The following is a 17,528-nucleotide window of genomic DNA, read 5'->3' on the forward strand; positions in this document are numbered from 1 at the left end:
ATTACCTCAGTTTCAGGGTGGCAAGGCCGACCAGCACGAGAATCACCGTGATGATCCAGAAACGGACGATCACGCGCGGCTCGGGCCAACCTTTGAGTTCGAAGTGGTGGTGGATCGGCGCCATGCGGAACACACGCTTGCCGGTCAACTTGAAGGACGCGACCTGGATGATCACCGACAGGGTTTCCATGACGAACACGCCCCCCATGATGAACAGCACGACTTCCTGGCGAACGATTACGGCGATGGTGCCGAGTGCGGCACCCAGCGCCAGTGCACCAACGTCGCCCATGAACACCTGCGCCGGGTAGGTGTTGAACCAGAGGAAACCCAGGCCTGCCCCGACCAGCGCGGCGCAAAACACGATCAACTCACCGGCACCCGGCACATAAGGGATGAGCAGGTAATCGGCGAATTTGATGTTGCCGGACAGGTAGCAGAAGATCGCCAGCGCGCCCGCCACCATCACCGTCGGCATGATCGCCAGACCATCGAGGCCATCGGTCAGGTTGACCGCGTTGCTCGAGCCAACGATGACGAAGTAGGTCAGCACCACGAAGCCGATACCCAGCGGGATGCTGACATCCTTGAGCATCGGCAGGATCAGCGTGGTTTCCACCGGGCTTTGTGCCGTCATGTAAAGGAAGATCGCCGCACCGAGGCCGAACACCGACTGCCAGAAATACTTCCAGCGGCTCGGCAGGCCACGCGAATTCTTCTCGATCACCTTGCGGTAGTCATCGACCCAACCGATCGCACCGAACAGCAAGGTCACAATCAGCACCACCCAGACATAGCGGTTGGACAGATCGGCCCAGAGCAGGGTGCTGATGGTGATTGCAGAAAGAATCAGCGCACCGCCCATGGTCGGCGTGCCCTTCTTCGACAGGTGCGATTGCGGGCCGTCGTTACGCACCGACTGGCCGATCTGACGCACCTGCAGGGTGCGGATCATCCAGGGGCCCAGCCACAACGACAGTGCCAGGGCGGTCAGTACACCGAGAATCCCGCGCAGGGTCAGGTACTGGAATACGCCGAATCCGGTGTGGAACTGTTGCAGGTATTCCGCCAGCAGCAGCAGCATTAGTGAGCCTCCCCGTTTGCACAGCTCGTGGTCGCGATCAGGGCGTTGACGACGTTTTCCATCGCCGCGCTGCGCGAGCCTTTAATTAGAATGGTGATATCGCCTGGCTCACGACGCAGTGCGGCAATCAGGCTGGCCTGATCAGCGAAATGCTGTCCTTGAGTACCGAAGGCGGTGACGGCATGCGCCATCAGCGGGCCTACCGCATACAATGCGTCGACCTTGCCGGTGGCATAGGCGCCAACATCGCGGTGCCCCCGCTCGGCCCATGCGCCCAGCTCGCCAATATCTCCCAACACCAGAACGGTGCGACCGGAGAAGCCGGCGAGTATATCAATGGCCGCGCATACCGAAATCGGGTTGGCGTTATAGGTATCGTCGATCACGCGGGCACCGTTTGGCGCCAGATGCGCTACGGCGCGCCCCTTGACCGGTTTGACGTTTTCCAACCCCGACTGGATCCCGACCAGCGGCACACCCAGAGCATGGGCAGCGGCAGCAGCAGCCAGCGCGTTGGCAACGTTATGCGTACCCAGCAGATTGAGCTGAATACGCGTCTGACCCACCGGGCTGTGCAGGGTGAACGCCTGGCAACCACGGGCATCACGCGCCAGTTCGCTCGCGTGAAAATCAGCGCTGCTGTCATGCAGGGCAAAACTCGTTACGCGACGCCCTTTGGCGCGTGCTTGCCACGTGGCGAACGCCTTGTCATCACGATTGAGCACGGCAACGCCATCGGCGGCCAGGCCATCGAGAATCTCGCCCTTGGCTTCGATGATCTTGTCTGGGCCACCGAACTCACCGACATGGGCGACACCAGCGTTGGTAATGATCGCCACCTGCGGCCGGGTCAGGCCAACGGTATAGGCTATCTCGCCCACATGGTTGGCGCCCAGCTCGATCACCGCGCCGACGTGCTCGGACGCAAGTTCCAGCAAGGTCAGCGGCGCACCCAGGTCATTGTTCAGGTTGCCACGGGTTGCCAGAACCTCGCCATCGAGCCCTGCGCGCAGAATGCTGGCGAGCATTTCCTTGACCGTGGTCTTGCCACTGGAGCCGGTAACGGCGGCCAACGGTTTGTGAAAGGCCTGCCGGTTGAGCGCGCCGAGCTGACCGAGCGCAATACGGGTGTCCTGCACCAGCAGTTGCGGCAACGGCGCACCCGCCACCTCACGGGCGACCAATGCAGCCACCGCCCCCTTGCCAGCGACATCAGCCAGATAGTCATGGCCATCGAAGTTCGGCCCACTGAGGGCAATGAACAACTGCCCGGGCTCGATCTTGCGGCTGTCGGTAGAAACCGAGGAAAACGCCACATCGGCGCCCACTACACGGGCCGCCAATGGCGCGGCAACTTCGCTCAGCAGCAGCGGCTTAAGCATGCGCCACCTCCCAGGCCTGCAGGGCCTTGGTGGTTTCTGCGAGATCGGAGAACGCCTGGCGCTCACCGTTGATCTCCTGATAGTCCTCATGCCCCTTGCCTGCCAGCAGGATGACATCCTCGGCCTGGGCGGCAGCGATCAACCAGGCAATGGCTGCACCGCGGCCATGTACGAACTCGACACGGTCCGGCTGAGTGAAACCGGCACGGATATCGGCAACGATTTGTGCCGGATCTTCACTGCGTGGATTGTCATCGGTGACCAGCACCTGATCAGCCAGGCGCTCGGCGACTTCAGCCATCAATGGGCGCTTGCCGCTGTCGCGATCACCGCCACAGCCAAACAGGCAAGCCAGACGACCGGCCACATGCGGGCGCAACGCGGTAAGCACCTGTTCCAGCGCATCCGGGGTATGGGCGTAATCGACTACCACCAACGGCAGCTTGCCGCCGCCGAACCGCTGCATACGCCCGACCGGGCCTTGCAGCGACGGCAGCACACGGAGGATTTCATCCAGCGCATAGTTCAGGCCGAGCAACGCACCGACCACCGCCAGCAGGTTGCTCAGGTTGAAACGGCCAAGCAGGGGGCTACGCAGGTTGCCTTCGCCTTGCGGTGTAACCAGATGGGCGCGCACACCCTGGTCATCGAACTGTGCTTCGCGACAAAACAGGTATGCATCACTGTTTTCCAGGCTGTAGCTGATCAGGCGCGACTCGTGTTTCTCGGCAGCCAGTTGGCGCCCGAAGGCATCATCCAGGTTGAGCACCCGGCAGCGTAGATCCGGCCAGGCGAACAAGCGGGCCTTGGCAGCGCCGTAGGCTTCCATCGTGCCGTGGTAATCGAGGTGATCACGCGACAGATTGGTGAACACCGCCACATCGAAATCCAGCGCAGCGACACGACCTTGGTCGAGGCCGTGGGAGGAAACTTCCATGGCCAGGGCGCGTGCACCAGCCTGTTTCAGATCAGCCAGGATGGCCTGCACCGCAACGGGGTCCGGCGTGGTGTGGCGACCGCTCTGCAGCGAGCTGAAGAAGCCGGTACCCAGGGTTCCGACGATACCGCACGGCTCACCCAAAGCATCCAGGGCCTGGGCCAACAGTTGGCTGACGCTGGTCTTGCCGTTGGTTCCGGTGACGCCAACCAGGCGCATGGCCCGGCTTGGCTCACCGTAGAAACGACCGGCGATCGCCGACAACTGGCCGACCAGCCCTTTGATCGGCACCAGCTCGGCACCATTGGCTTGCGGTACGACACCACCTTCGCTTTCGTAGGCGACAGCCGATGCCCCGCGACCGATGGCATCAGCGATATGCTCACGACCGTCCTGCGCCGTACCTGGCACAGCCAGGAACAGGTCGCCCGGACGCACCTTACGGCTATCCAGGGTCAGCTCACGGATCAGCGTGGCGGAATGGGCCTGTGGCAACAGTTGGTTGAGTGGCATTGGCATCAGCGCGCCCCTCCCTGACTGGCGACAGTAGCGACCGAGCCTGCCGGAGCGACAGGTGCCGGCAGGTTATCCGGGGTGATATTCATCAGGCGCAGCGAACCGGCCATGACCCGGCTGAACACCGGCGCCGACACCAGGCCACCGAAGTAACCGGCCTTGCTCGGCTCATCGATCACCACGACCATCGCCAGGCGCGGGTTGCTGCTCGGCGCGAAGCCGGCGAACAGCGAGCGGTAAGCGTTCGCCGTGTAGCCCTTGGTGCCCACGCTGGCCTTACGCGCCGTACCGCTCTTGCCGGACACGTGATAACCGGGCACCTGGGCACGGAACACCCCGCGCGGCGCCTCGATAACCTGCTGGAGCATGCCCTGCATGGTTTTCGCCACATCTTCGGACATCACCTGCACGCCATCCGGAATGCGGTCGGCACGGGTCAGGGTCAGCGGTACGCTGACGCCATTGTTGGCGAGTACGCCATAGGCATGCGCCAGTTGCACGGCAGTGACCGCCAGGCCATAGCCGTAGGACAGGGTGGCGGTTTCGGCAGGCGCCCATTTGCGATGGTTGGGCAGGTTGCCCACGCGCTCGCCGGGAAAACCAAGGCCGGTATCCTGGCCGAGACCGACTTGCTGCATCAGGTTGTAGATGGACTCGCCACCGATATCGAAAGCGATCTTGCTCATGCCAACGTTACTGGAGTTGATCAGGATGCCCGTCAGGTCGAGCACACGCCCTTCAGTGCGGGATACATCCTTGATGGTGTAGCGACCGATCTGCAGCGAGCCTGGCCAGACTTCCACGGTGTCGCTGGGTTTCCAGCGACCACCTTGCAGGGCGGCGCTCATGGACAGCGGCTTGACCGTCGAGCCTGGCTCGAACACGTCGATCATGGCGCGGTTGCGCATGGCTGCCGGCTGCAGGTTGCGGCGATTGTTCGGGTTGTAGGTCGGCTGGTTGGCCATGGCCAGCACTTCACCGGTCTTCACGTCAACGATGACCAGGCTGCCGGCCTTGGCACCATTTTCGACCAGTGCGTTACGCAGCTCGCGGTGAGCCAGATACTGCAGACGCAGATCGATGGACAGTGCCAGGGTCTTGCCGGCTTTGGCATTCTGGGTGACCTGCACATCCTTGATCAAACGACCACGGCGATCCTTGAGCACCTGACGCTTGCCCGGCACGCCAGCCAGCCACTCGTCGAAAGCCAGCTCCATGCCCTCGCGGCCACGGTCGTCGACATCGGTAAAGCCGATCACATGCGAGGTGACTTCACCGGCTGGGTAGAAACGACGGAATTCTTCCAGGCCATACACACCCGGAATTTTCAGGTCGAGAATCACCTGCCCTTGCTCGGGCGTCAGGCCCCGCACCAGGTACATGAACTCGCGACCGCTGTTCTGCTCCAGGCGCTGAGCGAAAGCCTTGGGTTCTTGACCCAGCGCTGCAGCCAGGGTGCCCCATTGCTCGCGGGCCTTGCTCAGCTCCTTGCCATTGGCCCACAGCGTAGTGACCGGCGTACTGACGGCCAGCGGCTCGCCATTGCGGTCGGTGATCAGGCCACGGTGAGCGGGAATCGGAATATGCCGCACGCTACGTGCATCGCCATGCGCCTTGAGAAAATCATGGTCGATGACGTGCAGGTCGATGATCCGCCAGGAAATAGCGGCCACCATCAGGCCCACCAAGGCCAGTACCAGGCGGAAACGCCAGGGGTACAGTGCGCCTTCAAGCCCCATCATGGCGCCACCATCCGTACTTCGGCTGGCTCGGGGATGTGCATCTTCAGTTGTTCAGTGGCCAGCGCTTCGATCCGGTTATGCGCAGTCCAGGTGCTCTGCTCGAGAATCAACCGCCCCCACTCTGCCTGCGCCTTGTCACGCACACTGAGCTCGCCATAGAGCGTATTGAGCAATTGGCGATTCCAGTAGGCGCTGTAGGAAACAGCAATGGCCGACAGCAATACGCCGACGAACAGAATCGCCAGCAACAGGCTGCCAGGTGGCATTGGCTTGGCGAACAGGCGGCTCATCGCAGCTTCTCCGCCACACGCATGACTGCACTGCGCGAACGCGGGTTGGCCTTCAGCTCAGCCTCGGAGGCGAACTGCGGCTTGCCCAGCAGTTTCAGGCGCGGCTCGAAAGCCTTGGGAATGATCGGCAGGTCGCGCGGCAGTTTGTCCGCCTCGCCCTTGGCGTGGCGCTTCATGAACTGTTTGACGATGCGATCTTCGAGCGAGTGGAAGCTGATCACCACGAGGCGACCACCCACAGCCAGGCCTTCCAGCGCGGCATCGAGCCCTTGCTCCAGATCGCCCAGCTCGTTGTTGACGTGAATGCGCAGCCCCTGGAAAGCACGGGTCGCAGGGTTCTTGCCTTTTTCCCAGGCCGGATTGGCCTCGGTCAGCACGGCAGCAAGGTCCGCCGTGCGTTCGAATGGCTTGAGCACCCGACGCTCGACGACAGCGCGCGCCATGCGCTTGGCAAAGCGCTCTTCGCCATATTCCTTGAACACCCGGGCAATTTCATCGGCGCTCGCCGTGGCGATGAACTCGGCAGCACTGACGCCGGCATCCGGATTCATGCGCATGTCCAGCGGGCCATCGTTAAGGAAACTGAAGCCACGCTCGGCATCATCCAACTGCGGCGACGACACACCGAGATCAAGCAGGATGCCCGCCACCTGACCAGCCAGGCCACGAACCGCAAGCTCATCACCCAACTCGGCGAAGCTGCGCTGTACAACGACGAAGCGGCCGTCTTCGGCCGCCAGTGCGTTTGCTGTTGCGATCGCCTGTGGGTCTTTGTCAAAACCGAGCAGGCGACCGTCTGAACCAAGCCTTTCGAGGATTAGCCGACTGTGCCCTCCTCTACCAAAGGTGCCATCCAGGTAGCAGCCGTCGGCGCGCACGGCGAGCCCCTCGACAGCCTCGTCGAGCAGCACGGTGATATGGCGCAGTGGGCTGGTCATGTTCACAGGATCAAATCACGCAGTTCGTCCGGCAGAGCACCGGGTTGTTTGATGGCAGCCAGGTCGGCATCGGCAAGTGCGTTCCAGGCGTCCTCGTTCCACAGTTGAAATTTGTTCAGTTGGCCGACCAGCATCGCGTGCTTGTCGAGGCCCGCATGCGCGCGCAAACGCGGCGGCACCAGGAAACGACCGCTGCCATCGAGCTCGATATCCACGGCATTACCGATCAGCAGACGCTGCAGGCGGCGGTTTTCTTCACGCAAGGAAGGCAGCTCGCGAAGCTTGGCTTCGATCAGCTCCCACTCAGGCAGGGGATACACACACAGGCAAGGGTCAACGGCATCGATGGTGACAATGAGCTGGCCAGAGCAACGCGAAACGAGCTCGTCACGATACCGGCTCGGCATCGCGAGTCGCCCTTTGGCGTCGAGACTGATGGCGTTAGCTCCGCGAAACAAGGTTGCGCTTCCCCACTGTAAGTTAGCTTTCCATGCCCATATGACCCACTTCGTGCCACTTTGTGCCACTTCGGCACACTATAGGAATGCACAGCACCCACCGTCAAGGCGCGCAAATAAGGAAAAATCCTTATGGGACGGAGATTTAGCGAACTAAGGAGAGGTTTTGCGGAGACATAGCGAGGGGGTTTAAGGATGAATTTCAGCAGGCTCATAAGGCTGAACTTCAAACTTAAAGTAATTTGTTAAGAGTGGGATTTTTTCGAAATTGCGACGAAGGGAGATAAAGCGAAACGAGTGGAGCAGAAAGGAGGAGAGTCGATCTGTAAGCCGGGTTCTGTCGAGGACAGTCATTCCTCTACGACGTACATCACTGCACGCCTTTAGCAACCTACCCGGTTCCAGCGCGGGCCACGCCAATGGAACCCTATTTGGTCTTGCTCCGAGTGGGGTTTACCTAGCCACGGACTGTTGCCAGCCGTGCGGTGCGCTCTTACCGCACCTTTTCACCCTTACCGGCGCTTGCGCGCTTAGGCGGTTATTTTCTGTGGCACTTTCCGTAGGCTCACGCCTCCCAGGCATTACCTGGCACTCCGCCCTATGGAGCCCGGACTTTCCTCCCCCCTCTTGCGAAGGCAGCGACTGTCCGATCGACTCTCCGCCGACAAGGGTACGGCCAGCGCCCCCAAGCTGCAAGCTGATCGATACGCTCTAGCGCGCTCGACTCGACCATCCACAGCAGCCAAATGCTGCATCCCCTCCTAACTGCGCCACTCGCAGTCAGCGCTGCCGCTCCAATGCCACCTGATATAAAAGGTTCTTGCGCACCCCGGTAATCTCCGCCGCCAAGGCGGCAGCACGCTTGAGTGGCAACTCGGCGAGCAGCAGATCCAGCACCCGCAACGCTTCACCACTCACCGCCTCTTCGCCCTCTGGGGCCTGCCAGCCGCTGACCAGCACCACACACTCACCACGCTGCTGATTCGAATCTGCTGCGATCCAATCGTGCAGTTCACCCAACGGCAATCCCTTAAGCGTTTCAAATGTCTTGGTCAGCTCACGTGCCAGCACCGCTGGCCGCTCTGCGCCCAGCACCGTTCGCATATCTTCGATGCACTCGAGAATCCGGTGCGGCGCCTCGTAGAAGATCACCGTGCGCGGCTCTTCCCTCAACGCCTCAAGACGCGCGCGCCGGCCAACAGCCTTGGCCGGCAGAAAACCCTCAAAAATGAAACGGTCCGACGGCAACCCTGCCGCCGACAGCGCAGCGATCAGCGCGCAAGCGCCTGGTACCGGCACAACACTGATACCTGCCGCTCGCACCTGACGCACCAGGTGGAACCCTGGGTCGGAAATCAGCGGCGTGCCGGCATCCGAGATCAGCGCCACATCTTCGCCCGCCTGCAAACGAGCGAGAAAACGCCCGCCATGCTCGCGCTCGTTGTGCTCGTGACAGGCCGCAAGCGGCGTGGCGATACCAAAATGCTGCAGCAGGCGCACCGAATGTCGAGTGTCCTCCGCTGCGATCAGCGCCACATCTCGCAGGATGCGCAGCGCCCGAGCACTGATGTCATCCAGATTGCCGATAGGCGTGGCGACCACATAGAGCGTGCCAACAGCGGCACCAGAAGCAGCGGAAAGGCTCACCTGCAATCCTCGATAACAGCGGAAAACGCGCATTGTAGCCCGTTTCGTCCCGTCAACATCGCGTGGGCTGCGGCCCTTGGGTACAATCGTGTACTCATTTGCTCAAGTACCAGGAACGTTTCGATGATCGCCTGCCTGCGTCCGTTTTCCATACTCTGCCTTGCCGGCCTACTGGCCGCCTGCGGGAGTTCCCCTTCGTCCAGCCTGGGTGAACTGCCACGTACGCCGCAAGCCAGTATCGAACAGATGCTGCAACAAGCCTCCACCAGCGCGCCCGAGCAAGCCGCCCTGCTGCGCCTGTCCGCTGCCGACCTGGCCTACAAGCAACAGGACACAAGCCGCGCCACGCGCATCCTCGAAGAGGTCCCGCTGGACGCCCTGAAACCTGCCCAGCAGATCTTCGCCAGCACCCTCAGCGCGGAGCTGGCCTTGAGCCGCAACAAACCCAAGAGCGCACTGAAAGCCCTGAGCCACCCGAGTCTCGACCGCCTTGGCGAGCTCCCCATCGAGCAACAGACGCGCACTCAACTGGCACGCGCCAATGCCTTGGAGGCTGACGGCCAGACGCTGGCCGCCGCACGCGAGCGCGTATTCATCGCTCCGCTGCTCGATGGCAATAGTGCCGAAGCCAACCACGAAATCATCTGGAAGCTGGTCTCCAGCCTGCCGCTCAACCAACTACAAGGTGATGCCGACAGCGATCTCAATGGCTGGTTGGAGCTGGCTCGTATCGCCAAGACCAGCAGCACCCCGGAACAACAACTGAGCGCCATCGACAGCTGGCGCGAAAAGAACCCGCAGCACCCGGCCGCCGAACACCTGCCGCAAGCACTGGCAACCCTCAAGGAAATTGCCAGCCAGCCACTGCAGAAGATTGCCCTCCTGCTTCCTCAGGAAGGGCAACTGGCCTCGGTTTCACGCGCACTGCGCGATGGCTTCATGGCTGCCCACTATCAGGCCCAGCAAGAGGGGCAGAACCCACCGGAGATTCTCTTCTATGACAGCTCGCGCCTGAGCTCGCTGGACGACTTCTACCGCCAGGCCCAGGCCGATGGTGCACAACTGGTCGTAGGCCCCCTGGAGAAGCCACTGGTCAAACAGCTCAGCGAGCGCGCACAACTGCCCATCACCACCCTGGCCCTGAACTACAGTGACGCAGGACGTGAAGCACCGGCCCAGCTGTTCCAGTTCGGCCTGGCCGCCGAAGATGAAGCCCGCGAAGTGGCACGCCGGGCCTGGGCAGACGGCATGCGCCGCGCCGTGGCACTGGTGCCGCGCGGCGAATGGGGCGACCGCGTTCTGGCCGCCTTCCAACAAAGCTGGCAAGCCGCCGGCGGCACCTTGATCGCCGCCGAGCATGTCGACAAACCGGTCGAGCTGGCCCAACAGATTGCCGACCTGTTCCAACTGCGCCAGAGCGAAGCACGCGCCAAACGCCTGCAGAACACCGTAGGCGGTGCCGTCGCCGCTCTGCCGGCACGCCGCCAGGATGTGGACTTCATCTTCCTCGCCGCCACGCCGCAGCAAGCCCAGCAGATCAAGCCCACCCTGGCTTTCCAGTACGCAGGCGATGTACCGGTGTATGCCACCTCGCACCTGTATACCGGCGGCAACAACCCCAGCCAGTACCGCGACCTCGAGGGCATTCGCTTCTGCGAAACCCCCTGGCTGCTGGACAACAATGATCCGCTGCGCCAGCAAGTCGACAACCAGTGGCCGCAAGCCGCTGGCAGCCTGGGCCGGCTGTACGCCATGGGTGCGGATGCCTTCCGCCTGGCGCCGCGCCTGAATCAGCTCAAGGCCCTGCCTGACAGCCAGATCGAAGGCCTGTCCGGCAACCTGAGCCTGAACCCGGCGCAGCGCGTGGAGCGCCAATTGCCCTGGGCCGAGTTCCGCAATGGCCAGGTTCAGCGCCTGCAGGATGTCGCCCATCAGTAAGCAAGAGAGTGGCCGCGCGGCCGAAGCCTTGGCGCGCAGCCATCTGGAACGCAACGGCCTGCGCCTACTGGCGCAGAACTGGCTCTGCCGTGGCGGCGAACTCGATCTGGTGATGCTCGATGGCGACACCGTCGCTTTCATCGAAGTGCGCTATCGCAAACATGCCGCCTGGGGTGGGGCCCTGGAAAGCATCGATGCACGCAAGCGCCAGCGCCTCGTGCATGCCGCCCAGCTGTTCCTGCAACAGGAATCACGCTGGGCCAGGCATGCCTGTCGCTTCGATGTCATCGCGCTGTCACCCGGTGCCTCACCGGCGAGCCCGGAGCTGAACTGGATTCAGAATGCTTTTGAGGCGTGAACACGACTCCACAACCATTTCCAGTCGACCGCACCCGGCAACTCAGGTAAAAAGCCGGACCAATAGCGCCTCTTAATACAGAGGCAGGCTCAGCCTTCAGTTTCAAGGTCATATCCGATGGACATGCAACCCCGAATTCGCCAGATGTTCCAGGCCAGTATCGATACCAAGCAGCAGGCGATGGAAGTCCTCGTGCCATTCATCGAGCATGCCAGCCAGGTGATGGTCCATGCCCTGCTCAGCGAAGGCAAAATGCTCAGCTGTGGCAACGGCGGCTCCGCTGGTGATGCCCAGCACTTCTCCTCCGAACTGCTCAACCGCTTCGAGCGCGAGCGTCCAAGCCTGCCCGCCATCGCACTGACCACCGACACATCTACCATTACCTCGATAGCGAACGATTACAGCTATAACGAGGTCTTCTCCAAGCAGATTCGCGCACTCGGGCAACCAGGCGATGTGTTGCTGGCTATTTCTACCAGCGGCAATTCGGCCAACGTGATCCAGGCCATACAAGCGGCCCATGATCGTGAAATGACGGTAGTCGCCCTGACCGGGCGTGACGGTGGTGGTATGGCCTCGCTGCTGCTACCGGAAGATGTGGAAATTCGCGTGCCCTCCAAGGTCACTGCACGCATTCAGGAAGTGCACTTGCTGGTCATCCACTGCTTGTGCGACCTGATCGACCGCCAACTGTTCGGGAGTGAAGAATGACCCGCAATCCGCTATTCCTTGCCGCCCTGGCCTTCAGCCTTCTGCTCGGCGGCTGCAGCAACCGCAGCCTGGGTAACAAGATCGATGACCAGTTCATCGAACCGGATGTCGCCAAGGCCGTGTCCAATGCCCATGCGGACCTGACCAGTCCGACCTCGCACATCGTAGTCACGGCCTACAACGGGGTCATCCTGCTGGCCGGCCAGACGCCACGCGCTGAGCTCAAAGAGAAGGCTGACCAGGTTGCACGCACCGTGCGCGGGGTACGCAAGGTACACAACGAGATCCAGGTGCTGCAGCCCAGCTCCGCCCTTGCACGCAGCAATGACGCCGCCCTGACCACCAAGGTCAAGGCACAGATGCTGTTCGATAGCAACGTGCCCAGCTCGCGCATCAAGGTGGTAACCGAGAACGGTATCGTCTACCTGATGGGCTTGGTGACACGCGCCGAGGGCGCCAATGCGACCAACGTCGTGCAAGGCGTCTCCGGCGTACAACGCATCGTCAAGCTATTCCAGTACACCAACTGATCCAGCACCACGATGCAAAAAGGCGATCCATTGGATCGCCTTTTTTGTATCACTTGACCACTTTCAGACTGGGTCTTCCAGCAGGCTTCGGCGGCTCACCGCCCGGACCATCATCGTCAGGCTCGGGAGCATCAGGCCCTTGCTCAGCCGCAGACGGCTCCAGCTCGAACACCATGCCCTGCCCATTCTCCCGGGCATAGATCGCCAACATGGCGCCCGCCGGGATATAGAGCGAATGAGGCACGCCACCAAAACGCCCCTCGAAACTCACCGCCTCATTGTCCATCTGCAGGTTGCGCACGGCACTCGGCGATACATTGAGGACAATCTGCCCATCACTGACGAAGCCGGTCGGCACGCGTACACCCGGAAACTCGGCATTGACCAACAGGTGCGGCGTGCAATCGTTATCGACGATCCACTCATACAGAGCGCGCACCAGGTAGGGGCGACTGGAATTCATGTGGGACCTCCTGTGTTAGCGCATGTCGCGCTCGGCGGCGGACAAGCTGGCCTTGAACCCTTCACGGGCAAACTGGCGCTCCATGTAATCGAGCAATGGCTTGGCCGGACGTGGCAACTCAATGCCCAGTTGCGGCAGGCGCCAGAGAATGGGTAACAGGCAGCAATCTACCAGACTCAATTCCTCGCTGAGGAAATAGGGCTTGTCGGCAAACAGCGGCGATACGCCTGTCAGGCTCTCGCGCAGCTCCTTGCGCGCTTGCACACGGGCTGGCTCCTTGCTGCGGGGATCGAGAATCAGGTCGACCAGCTTGCACCAGTCTCGCTGAATACGATGGATCAGCAGGCGACTGTTGGCACGCGCCACGGGGTAGACCGGCAGCAACGGTGGATGCGGGTAGCGCTCATCGAGGTACTCCATCACCACGGTCGACTCGTACAACGCCAGGTCACGATCAACCAGCGTCGGCACGCTACCGTATGGATTCACCTCAGCCAGATTCGGCGGGCAACGCCCTGGCGCAACATCGATGATCTCGGCACTGACACCCTTCTCGGCCAACACCAGGCGCACGCGATGGGAGTAGTGATCGGTGGGGTCGGAATAGCAGGCCAGCTTATTGGGTGCGGCCATAATGCCCCTCCTCGGTTAAACAAATTACGGAAACAGAAAAACGCACGCGCCCAATAGGGCGCGTGCGTCGACAACAGTACGACAGGATATCAGTGCACGTCCTTCCAGTATTCGCGCTTGAGCAGGTAGGCGAAGACGAAGAAGAAGGCCAGGTACAGAAGTACATACGTACCGATGCGCTGGCTTTTCAGCTGAACCGGGTTTGCCGAATAAGCCAGGAAGGTCACCAGATTCTGCACTTTTGTGTCGAATTCGGCTTCAGTCAGCTTGCCGGTCTTGTCCAGAACGGTCAGCTGATCACAGGCTTCATGGGTGATCGGCGCACCAGTCAGTGGGTCGAATTGCTTCTTGCCGTTGTCGACAACCTGGACCTGCTTGCAGCCGACTACCTGACGACCTTGCAGACCCACCAGCACGTTCGGCATACCGACGTTGGGGAACACCTTATTGTTCACCCCCCACGGACGCGTGGAATCCTCGTAGAAGGCACGCAGGTAGCTGTACAGCCAATCAGTACCACGTACGCGAGCGACCAGCGTCAGATCAGGCGGTGCAGCACCGAACCAGACCTTGGCATCCTGAGGTTTCATGCCGATCTGCATGTGATCGCCGATCTTGGCACCGGTGAAGACCAGGTTCTCCAGCATCAGCTCGTGCGGAATGCCGATGTCATCGGCAACGCGCTCGTAACGCTGGAACTTGGCACTGTGGCAACCCATGCAGTAGTTGGCGAAGGTACGCGCACCATCCTGCAGGGCAGCATTATCGGTCAGATCGATATCAACATGATCCAGTTGAACATCATGGCCGCTGGCGGCAAAGGCGAACACCGGCATTGCAGCGAAAACAAATGCAGCAAATAGCTTCTTCATCAGCCAGTCACCCTTTCCGGAACCGGTTTGGTCTTCTCCATCCTGGTGTAGAACGGCATCAGGATGAAGTAGGCGAAATACAGTGCGGTGCAGATCTGCGACAGCAGGGTACGACCCGGGGTCGGAGCCAGCACACCCAGCACACCGAGAATCACGAAGGACACGCAGAACACCAGCAGCCAGATACGGCTCAGCCAGCCTTTGTAGCGCATCGACTTGACCGGGCTACGGTCCAGCCATGGCAGCACGAACAGCACGGCAATGGCGGCGCCCATGGCGATAACGCCGAGCAGCTTGTCCGGAACCGCACGCAGAATCGCGTAGAACGGCGTGAAGTACCAAACCGGGGCAATGTGCTCAGGTGTCTTGAACGGGTTGGCCTGTTCGAAGTTCGGCTTCTCGAGGAAATAACCACCCATCTCCGGGAAGAAGAACACGATGGCGCAGAACACGAAGAGGAACACCACCACACCGACGATATCTTTCACGGTGTAGTAAGGATGGAAAGGAATGCCGTCCAGCGGGATGCCGTTCTCGTCCTTCTTCTTCTTGATATCGACACCGTCCGGGTTGTTCGAGCCGACTTCGTGCAGCGCCAGGATGTGCAGCACGACCAGACCGAGGATAACGATCGGCAGTGCAATCACGTGCAAGGCGAAGAAGCGGTTCAGCGTGATACCGGAAATCAGGTAGTCACCACGAATCCACTGAGTCAGGTCATCACCGATCACCGGGATGGCACCGAACAGCGAGATGATCACCTGGGCACCCCAGTAGGACATCTGACCCCACGGCAGCAGGTAGCCCATGAAGGCCTCAGCCATCAGCGCCAGGTAGATCAGCATGCCGAAGATCCACACCAGCTCACGCGGCTTCTGGTAGGAGCCGTAAAGCAGACCGCGGAACATGTGGAGATAGACCACGATGAAGAACGCAGAAGCACCGGTGGAGTGCAGGTAGCGGATGATCCAGCCGTACTCCACATCACGCATGATGTATTCGACGGAGGCGAACGCTTCCTCAGCGGACGGCGTGAAGCTCATGGTCAGCCACACACCGGTAAGGATCTGGTTGACCAGCACCAGCAGTGCCAGGGAGCCGAAGAAATAGAAGAAGTTGAAGTTCTTCGGAGCGTAATACTTGCTCAGATGGTCTTCCCACATTTTCGTCGCGGGGAAGCGCGCATCAATCCAAGCCATGAACTTTTCCATCAGGCTTTCTCCTGGTCCACGCCAATGATGATGACGTCGTCGGACTCATACGAGTGCGGCGGTACCGGCAGGTTCAGAGGCGCAGGCTGAGCCTTGTAGACGCGGCCGGCGAGGTCGTAGCGGGAACCGTGGCAGGGGCAGAAATAACCACCAACCCACTCACTGCCAAGATCGGCAGGCGCCACTTCCGGGCGGAAGGACGGCGAGCAACCCAGGTGGGTGCACAGGCCGACCAGCACCACCAGCTCCGGCTTGATCGCACGGTTCTGTGGGTCCACGTATTCGGGTTGTACCGACGCCTTGGACTCAGGGTCAGCCATACGATCATGGATCTTGCCCAGGTTACCGAGGATTTCCTCGGTACGGCGCATGATGAACACCGGCTGACCGCGCCACTCAGCAATCATCTGCTGACCGGCCTCGATCTTGCCGACATTCACTTTCACCGGTGCACCGGCAGCCTTTGCCTTGGCACTGGGGAACCATGACCCCACGAACGGAGTCGCAGCACCTACCGCTCCGGCAGCACCCACCACGGATGTGGCTGCTACCAGGAAGCGACGCCGGCCTGCATTCACGCCGTCATTGCTCATTCAGTCGTCTCCCATCAGCTTTGTGGCCTGTGGTCAGGCCTCTACTAGGTAATCATCTAGCCGCACAAAATTTGCCGAATGGTAAAGAAAAGCCCCTTTTCTGACAAGGTAATTACCGGATACAAATTGCTCCGAAGCCTTATCCGACGCGGCATCCACCAATGCGGCACGTTGTCGCAGGACAACTAAACACCCATAAAAAACGCCCAGTTCCAAAAAGGAAACTGGGCGCTTTTGAACGTAGCAGCGAATTAACGCTTGGAGTACTGCGGACGCTTACGCGCTTTGCGCAGACCCACTTTCTTACGTTCCACTTCACGCGCATCGCGAGTTACGAAGCCGGCCTTACGCAGGGCGGGACGCAGCGATTCGTCGTAATCCATCAGGGCGCGAGTGATACCGTGACGGATCGCACCGGCCTGGCCGCTGACACCACCACCGAGAACGGTAATGTAGATGTCGAACTTCTCGACGGTCTCGGTCAGCTCAAGCGGCTGACGCACAACCATGCGAGCGGTTTCGCGACCGAAGAAGGTATCCAGGGTGCGATTGTTGATGGAGATCTTGCCAGTGCCCGGGCGCAGGAATACGCGCGCGGTTGCAGTCTTGCGACGGCCAGTGCCGTAATTTTGAGTCGCCGACATAATGAACTATTCCGTTAAATCTTCAGTTCTTGGGGCTGCTGAGCAGTGTGAGGGTGAACAGCACCCTTGTACACCTTCAGCTTGCGATACATGTCGCGACCCAGCGGGTTTTTCGGCAGCATGCCCTTGACCGCGGTCTCGATCACGCGCTCGGGGGCTTTGGCGATCAGCTTGTCGAAGCTGATTTCCTTGATGCCACCCGGGAAACCGGAGTGCGAGTAGTACATTTTGTCGGTGGTCTTGGCACCGGTCACACGCACCTGCTCGGCATTGATGACGACGATGTAGTCGCCGGTATCAACGTGCGGGGTGTATTCCGGCTTGTGCTTGCCACGCAGACGGCTGGCAATTTCAGTGGCCAGACGACCCAGGGTCTGACCTGCAGCGTCGACGACGTACCAGTCGCGCTTAACAGTTTCCGGTTTTGCAGTAAAAGTCTTCATTCGCTATAGCCTCAGGGGCCGCCCTGAAAATTAGACGGCGGATCTTACTGAATAGTGCTTGCTTTGACAAGTCAAAGGCAGCCGGAATCAGACGCTATCGGGGGCTCGGGTCAGCGCGTCCGCTACGGCAAGGTTTTC

19 protein-coding genes and 1 other RNA gene are annotated in these 17,528 nt (G+C 60.8%); 4 read left to right on the plus strand and 16 right to left on the minus strand.

Features of this window, described 5'->3' with window-relative positions:
• Window position 1: 1 nt before the first annotated feature.
• The 9 genes from mraY to rsmI form a co-directional block, all read right to left on the minus strand.
• Window positions 2–1,084, minus strand: coding sequence for a phospho-N-acetylmuramoyl-pentapeptide-transferase (gene mraY, locus ACWPW0_RS18050; RefSeq protein WP_447593700.1), 1,083 nt, complete (start codon window positions 1,082–1,084; stop codon window positions 2–4).
• Window positions 1,084–2,466, minus strand: a complete 1,383-nt coding sequence (locus ACWPW0_RS18055) for a UDP-N-acetylmuramoyl-tripeptide--D-alanyl-D-alanine ligase (protein WP_454256071.1) — start codon at window positions 2,464–2,466, stop codon at window positions 1,084–1,086. The genes mraY and ACWPW0_RS18055 overlap by 1 nt, the downstream gene beginning before the upstream one ends.
• Complete coding sequence (locus tag ACWPW0_RS18060; protein WP_454256072.1) at window positions 2,459–3,922, minus strand: UDP-N-acetylmuramoyl-L-alanyl-D-glutamate--2,6-diaminopimelate ligase; 1,464 nt, start codon at window positions 3,920–3,922, stop codon at window positions 2,459–2,461. Before ACWPW0_RS18060 ends, ACWPW0_RS18055 begins: the two co-directional genes overlap by 8 nt.
• Window positions 3,922–5,661, minus strand: a complete 1,740-nt coding sequence (locus ACWPW0_RS18065; protein WP_454256073.1) for a peptidoglycan D,D-transpeptidase FtsI family protein — start codon at window positions 5,659–5,661, stop codon at window positions 3,922–3,924. The genes ACWPW0_RS18060 and ACWPW0_RS18065 overlap by 1 nt, the downstream gene beginning before the upstream one ends.
• Window positions 5,658–5,951: a cell division protein FtsL gene (ftsL, locus tag ACWPW0_RS18070; RefSeq protein ID WP_447593708.1), complete on the minus strand. Its 294-nt coding sequence runs from the start codon at window positions 5,949–5,951 to the stop codon at window positions 5,658–5,660. The genes ACWPW0_RS18065 and ftsL overlap by 4 nt, the downstream gene beginning before the upstream one ends.
• Window positions 5,948–6,889, minus strand: coding sequence for a 16S rRNA (cytosine(1402)-N(4))-methyltransferase RsmH (rsmH, locus tag ACWPW0_RS18075; RefSeq protein ID WP_447593710.1), 942 nt, complete (start codon window positions 6,887–6,889; stop codon window positions 5,948–5,950). The genes ftsL and rsmH overlap by 4 nt, the downstream gene beginning before the upstream one ends.
• A 2-nt stretch (window positions 6,890–6,891) precedes the next feature.
• Window positions 6,892–7,347, minus strand: coding sequence for a division/cell wall cluster transcriptional repressor MraZ (gene mraZ, locus ACWPW0_RS18080; protein WP_447593712.1), 456 nt, complete (start codon window positions 7,345–7,347; stop codon window positions 6,892–6,894).
• A gap of 310 nt (window positions 7,348–7,657) precedes the next feature.
• Window positions 7,658–8,005, minus strand: an RNA gene (gene rnpB / locus ACWPW0_RS18085) — RNase P RNA component class A.
• Between the two features lie 122 nt (window positions 8,006–8,127).
• Window positions 8,128–8,994: a 16S rRNA (cytidine(1402)-2'-O)-methyltransferase gene (rsmI, locus tag ACWPW0_RS18090; protein WP_454256074.1), complete on the minus strand. Its 867-nt coding sequence runs from the start codon at window positions 8,992–8,994 to the stop codon at window positions 8,128–8,130.
• A gap of 123 nt (window positions 8,995–9,117) precedes the next feature.
• Between rsmI and ACWPW0_RS18095 the strand changes: the two genes are divergently transcribed.
• The 4 genes from ACWPW0_RS18095 (at window position 9,118) to ACWPW0_RS18110 (ending at window position 12,531) form a co-directional block, all read left to right on the plus strand.
• A complete protein-coding gene (locus ACWPW0_RS18095; protein WP_454256075.1) occupies window positions 9,118–10,932 on the plus strand; it encodes a penicillin-binding protein activator in 1,815 nt (604 codons plus the stop codon).
• The gene (locus ACWPW0_RS18100; protein WP_454256076.1) at window positions 10,916–11,290 is read left to right on the plus strand and encodes a YraN family protein; all 375 of its coding nucleotides are present in this window, start codon (window positions 10,916–10,918) and stop codon (window positions 11,288–11,290) included. Before ACWPW0_RS18095 ends, ACWPW0_RS18100 begins: the two co-directional genes overlap by 17 nt.
• 117 nt (window positions 11,291–11,407) lie before the next feature.
• Entirely contained in the window at window positions 11,408–12,001 is a 594-nt protein-coding gene (locus ACWPW0_RS18105) for a phosphoheptose isomerase (protein ID WP_454256077.1), read from the plus strand.
• Window positions 11,998–12,531, plus strand: coding sequence for a BON domain-containing protein (locus ACWPW0_RS18110; protein ID WP_447593722.1), 534 nt, complete (start codon window positions 11,998–12,000; stop codon window positions 12,529–12,531). Before ACWPW0_RS18105 ends, ACWPW0_RS18110 begins: the two co-directional genes overlap by 4 nt.
• A 49-nt stretch (window positions 12,532–12,580) precedes the next feature.
• Here the strand turns inward: ACWPW0_RS18110 and ACWPW0_RS18115 are convergent, their stop codons facing one another.
• From ACWPW0_RS18115 to rplM, 7 genes are all read right to left on the minus strand, one after another.
• Window positions 12,581–12,994: a ClpXP protease specificity-enhancing factor gene (locus ACWPW0_RS18115; RefSeq protein ID WP_447593724.1), complete on the minus strand. Its 414-nt coding sequence runs from the start codon at window positions 12,992–12,994 to the stop codon at window positions 12,581–12,583.
• 15 nt (window positions 12,995–13,009) lie between these two features.
• Window positions 13,010–13,627: a glutathione S-transferase N-terminal domain-containing protein gene (locus ACWPW0_RS18120; protein ID WP_454256078.1), complete on the minus strand. Its 618-nt coding sequence runs from the start codon at window positions 13,625–13,627 to the stop codon at window positions 13,010–13,012.
• Between the two features lie 89 nt (window positions 13,628–13,716).
• The gene (locus ACWPW0_RS18125; protein WP_447593728.1) at window positions 13,717–14,499 is read right to left on the minus strand and encodes a cytochrome c1; all 783 of its coding nucleotides are present in this window, start codon (window positions 14,497–14,499) and stop codon (window positions 13,717–13,719) included.
• Entirely contained in the window at window positions 14,499–15,710 is a 1,212-nt protein-coding gene (locus tag ACWPW0_RS18130; RefSeq protein WP_447593730.1) for a cytochrome b, read from the minus strand. Before ACWPW0_RS18130 ends, ACWPW0_RS18125 begins: the two co-directional genes overlap by 1 nt.
• Complete coding sequence (gene petA / locus ACWPW0_RS18135) at window positions 15,710–16,303, minus strand: ubiquinol-cytochrome c reductase iron-sulfur subunit (protein WP_447593732.1); 594 nt, start codon at window positions 16,301–16,303, stop codon at window positions 15,710–15,712. Before petA ends, ACWPW0_RS18130 begins: the two co-directional genes overlap by 1 nt.
• A gap of 251 nt (window positions 16,304–16,554) precedes the next feature.
• Window positions 16,555–16,947, minus strand: coding sequence for a 30S ribosomal protein S9 (gene rpsI, locus ACWPW0_RS18140; RefSeq protein WP_447593734.1), 393 nt, complete (start codon window positions 16,945–16,947; stop codon window positions 16,555–16,557).
• A 14-nt stretch (window positions 16,948–16,961) separates the two neighbouring features.
• Window positions 16,962–17,390, minus strand: a complete 429-nt coding sequence (gene rplM, locus ACWPW0_RS18145) for a 50S ribosomal protein L13 (RefSeq protein WP_447593736.1) — start codon at window positions 17,388–17,390, stop codon at window positions 16,962–16,964.
• Window positions 17,391–17,528 lie beyond the last annotated feature (138 nt).

The organism is Pseudomonas sp. Marseille-Q8238 (genome assembly GCF_965111915.1).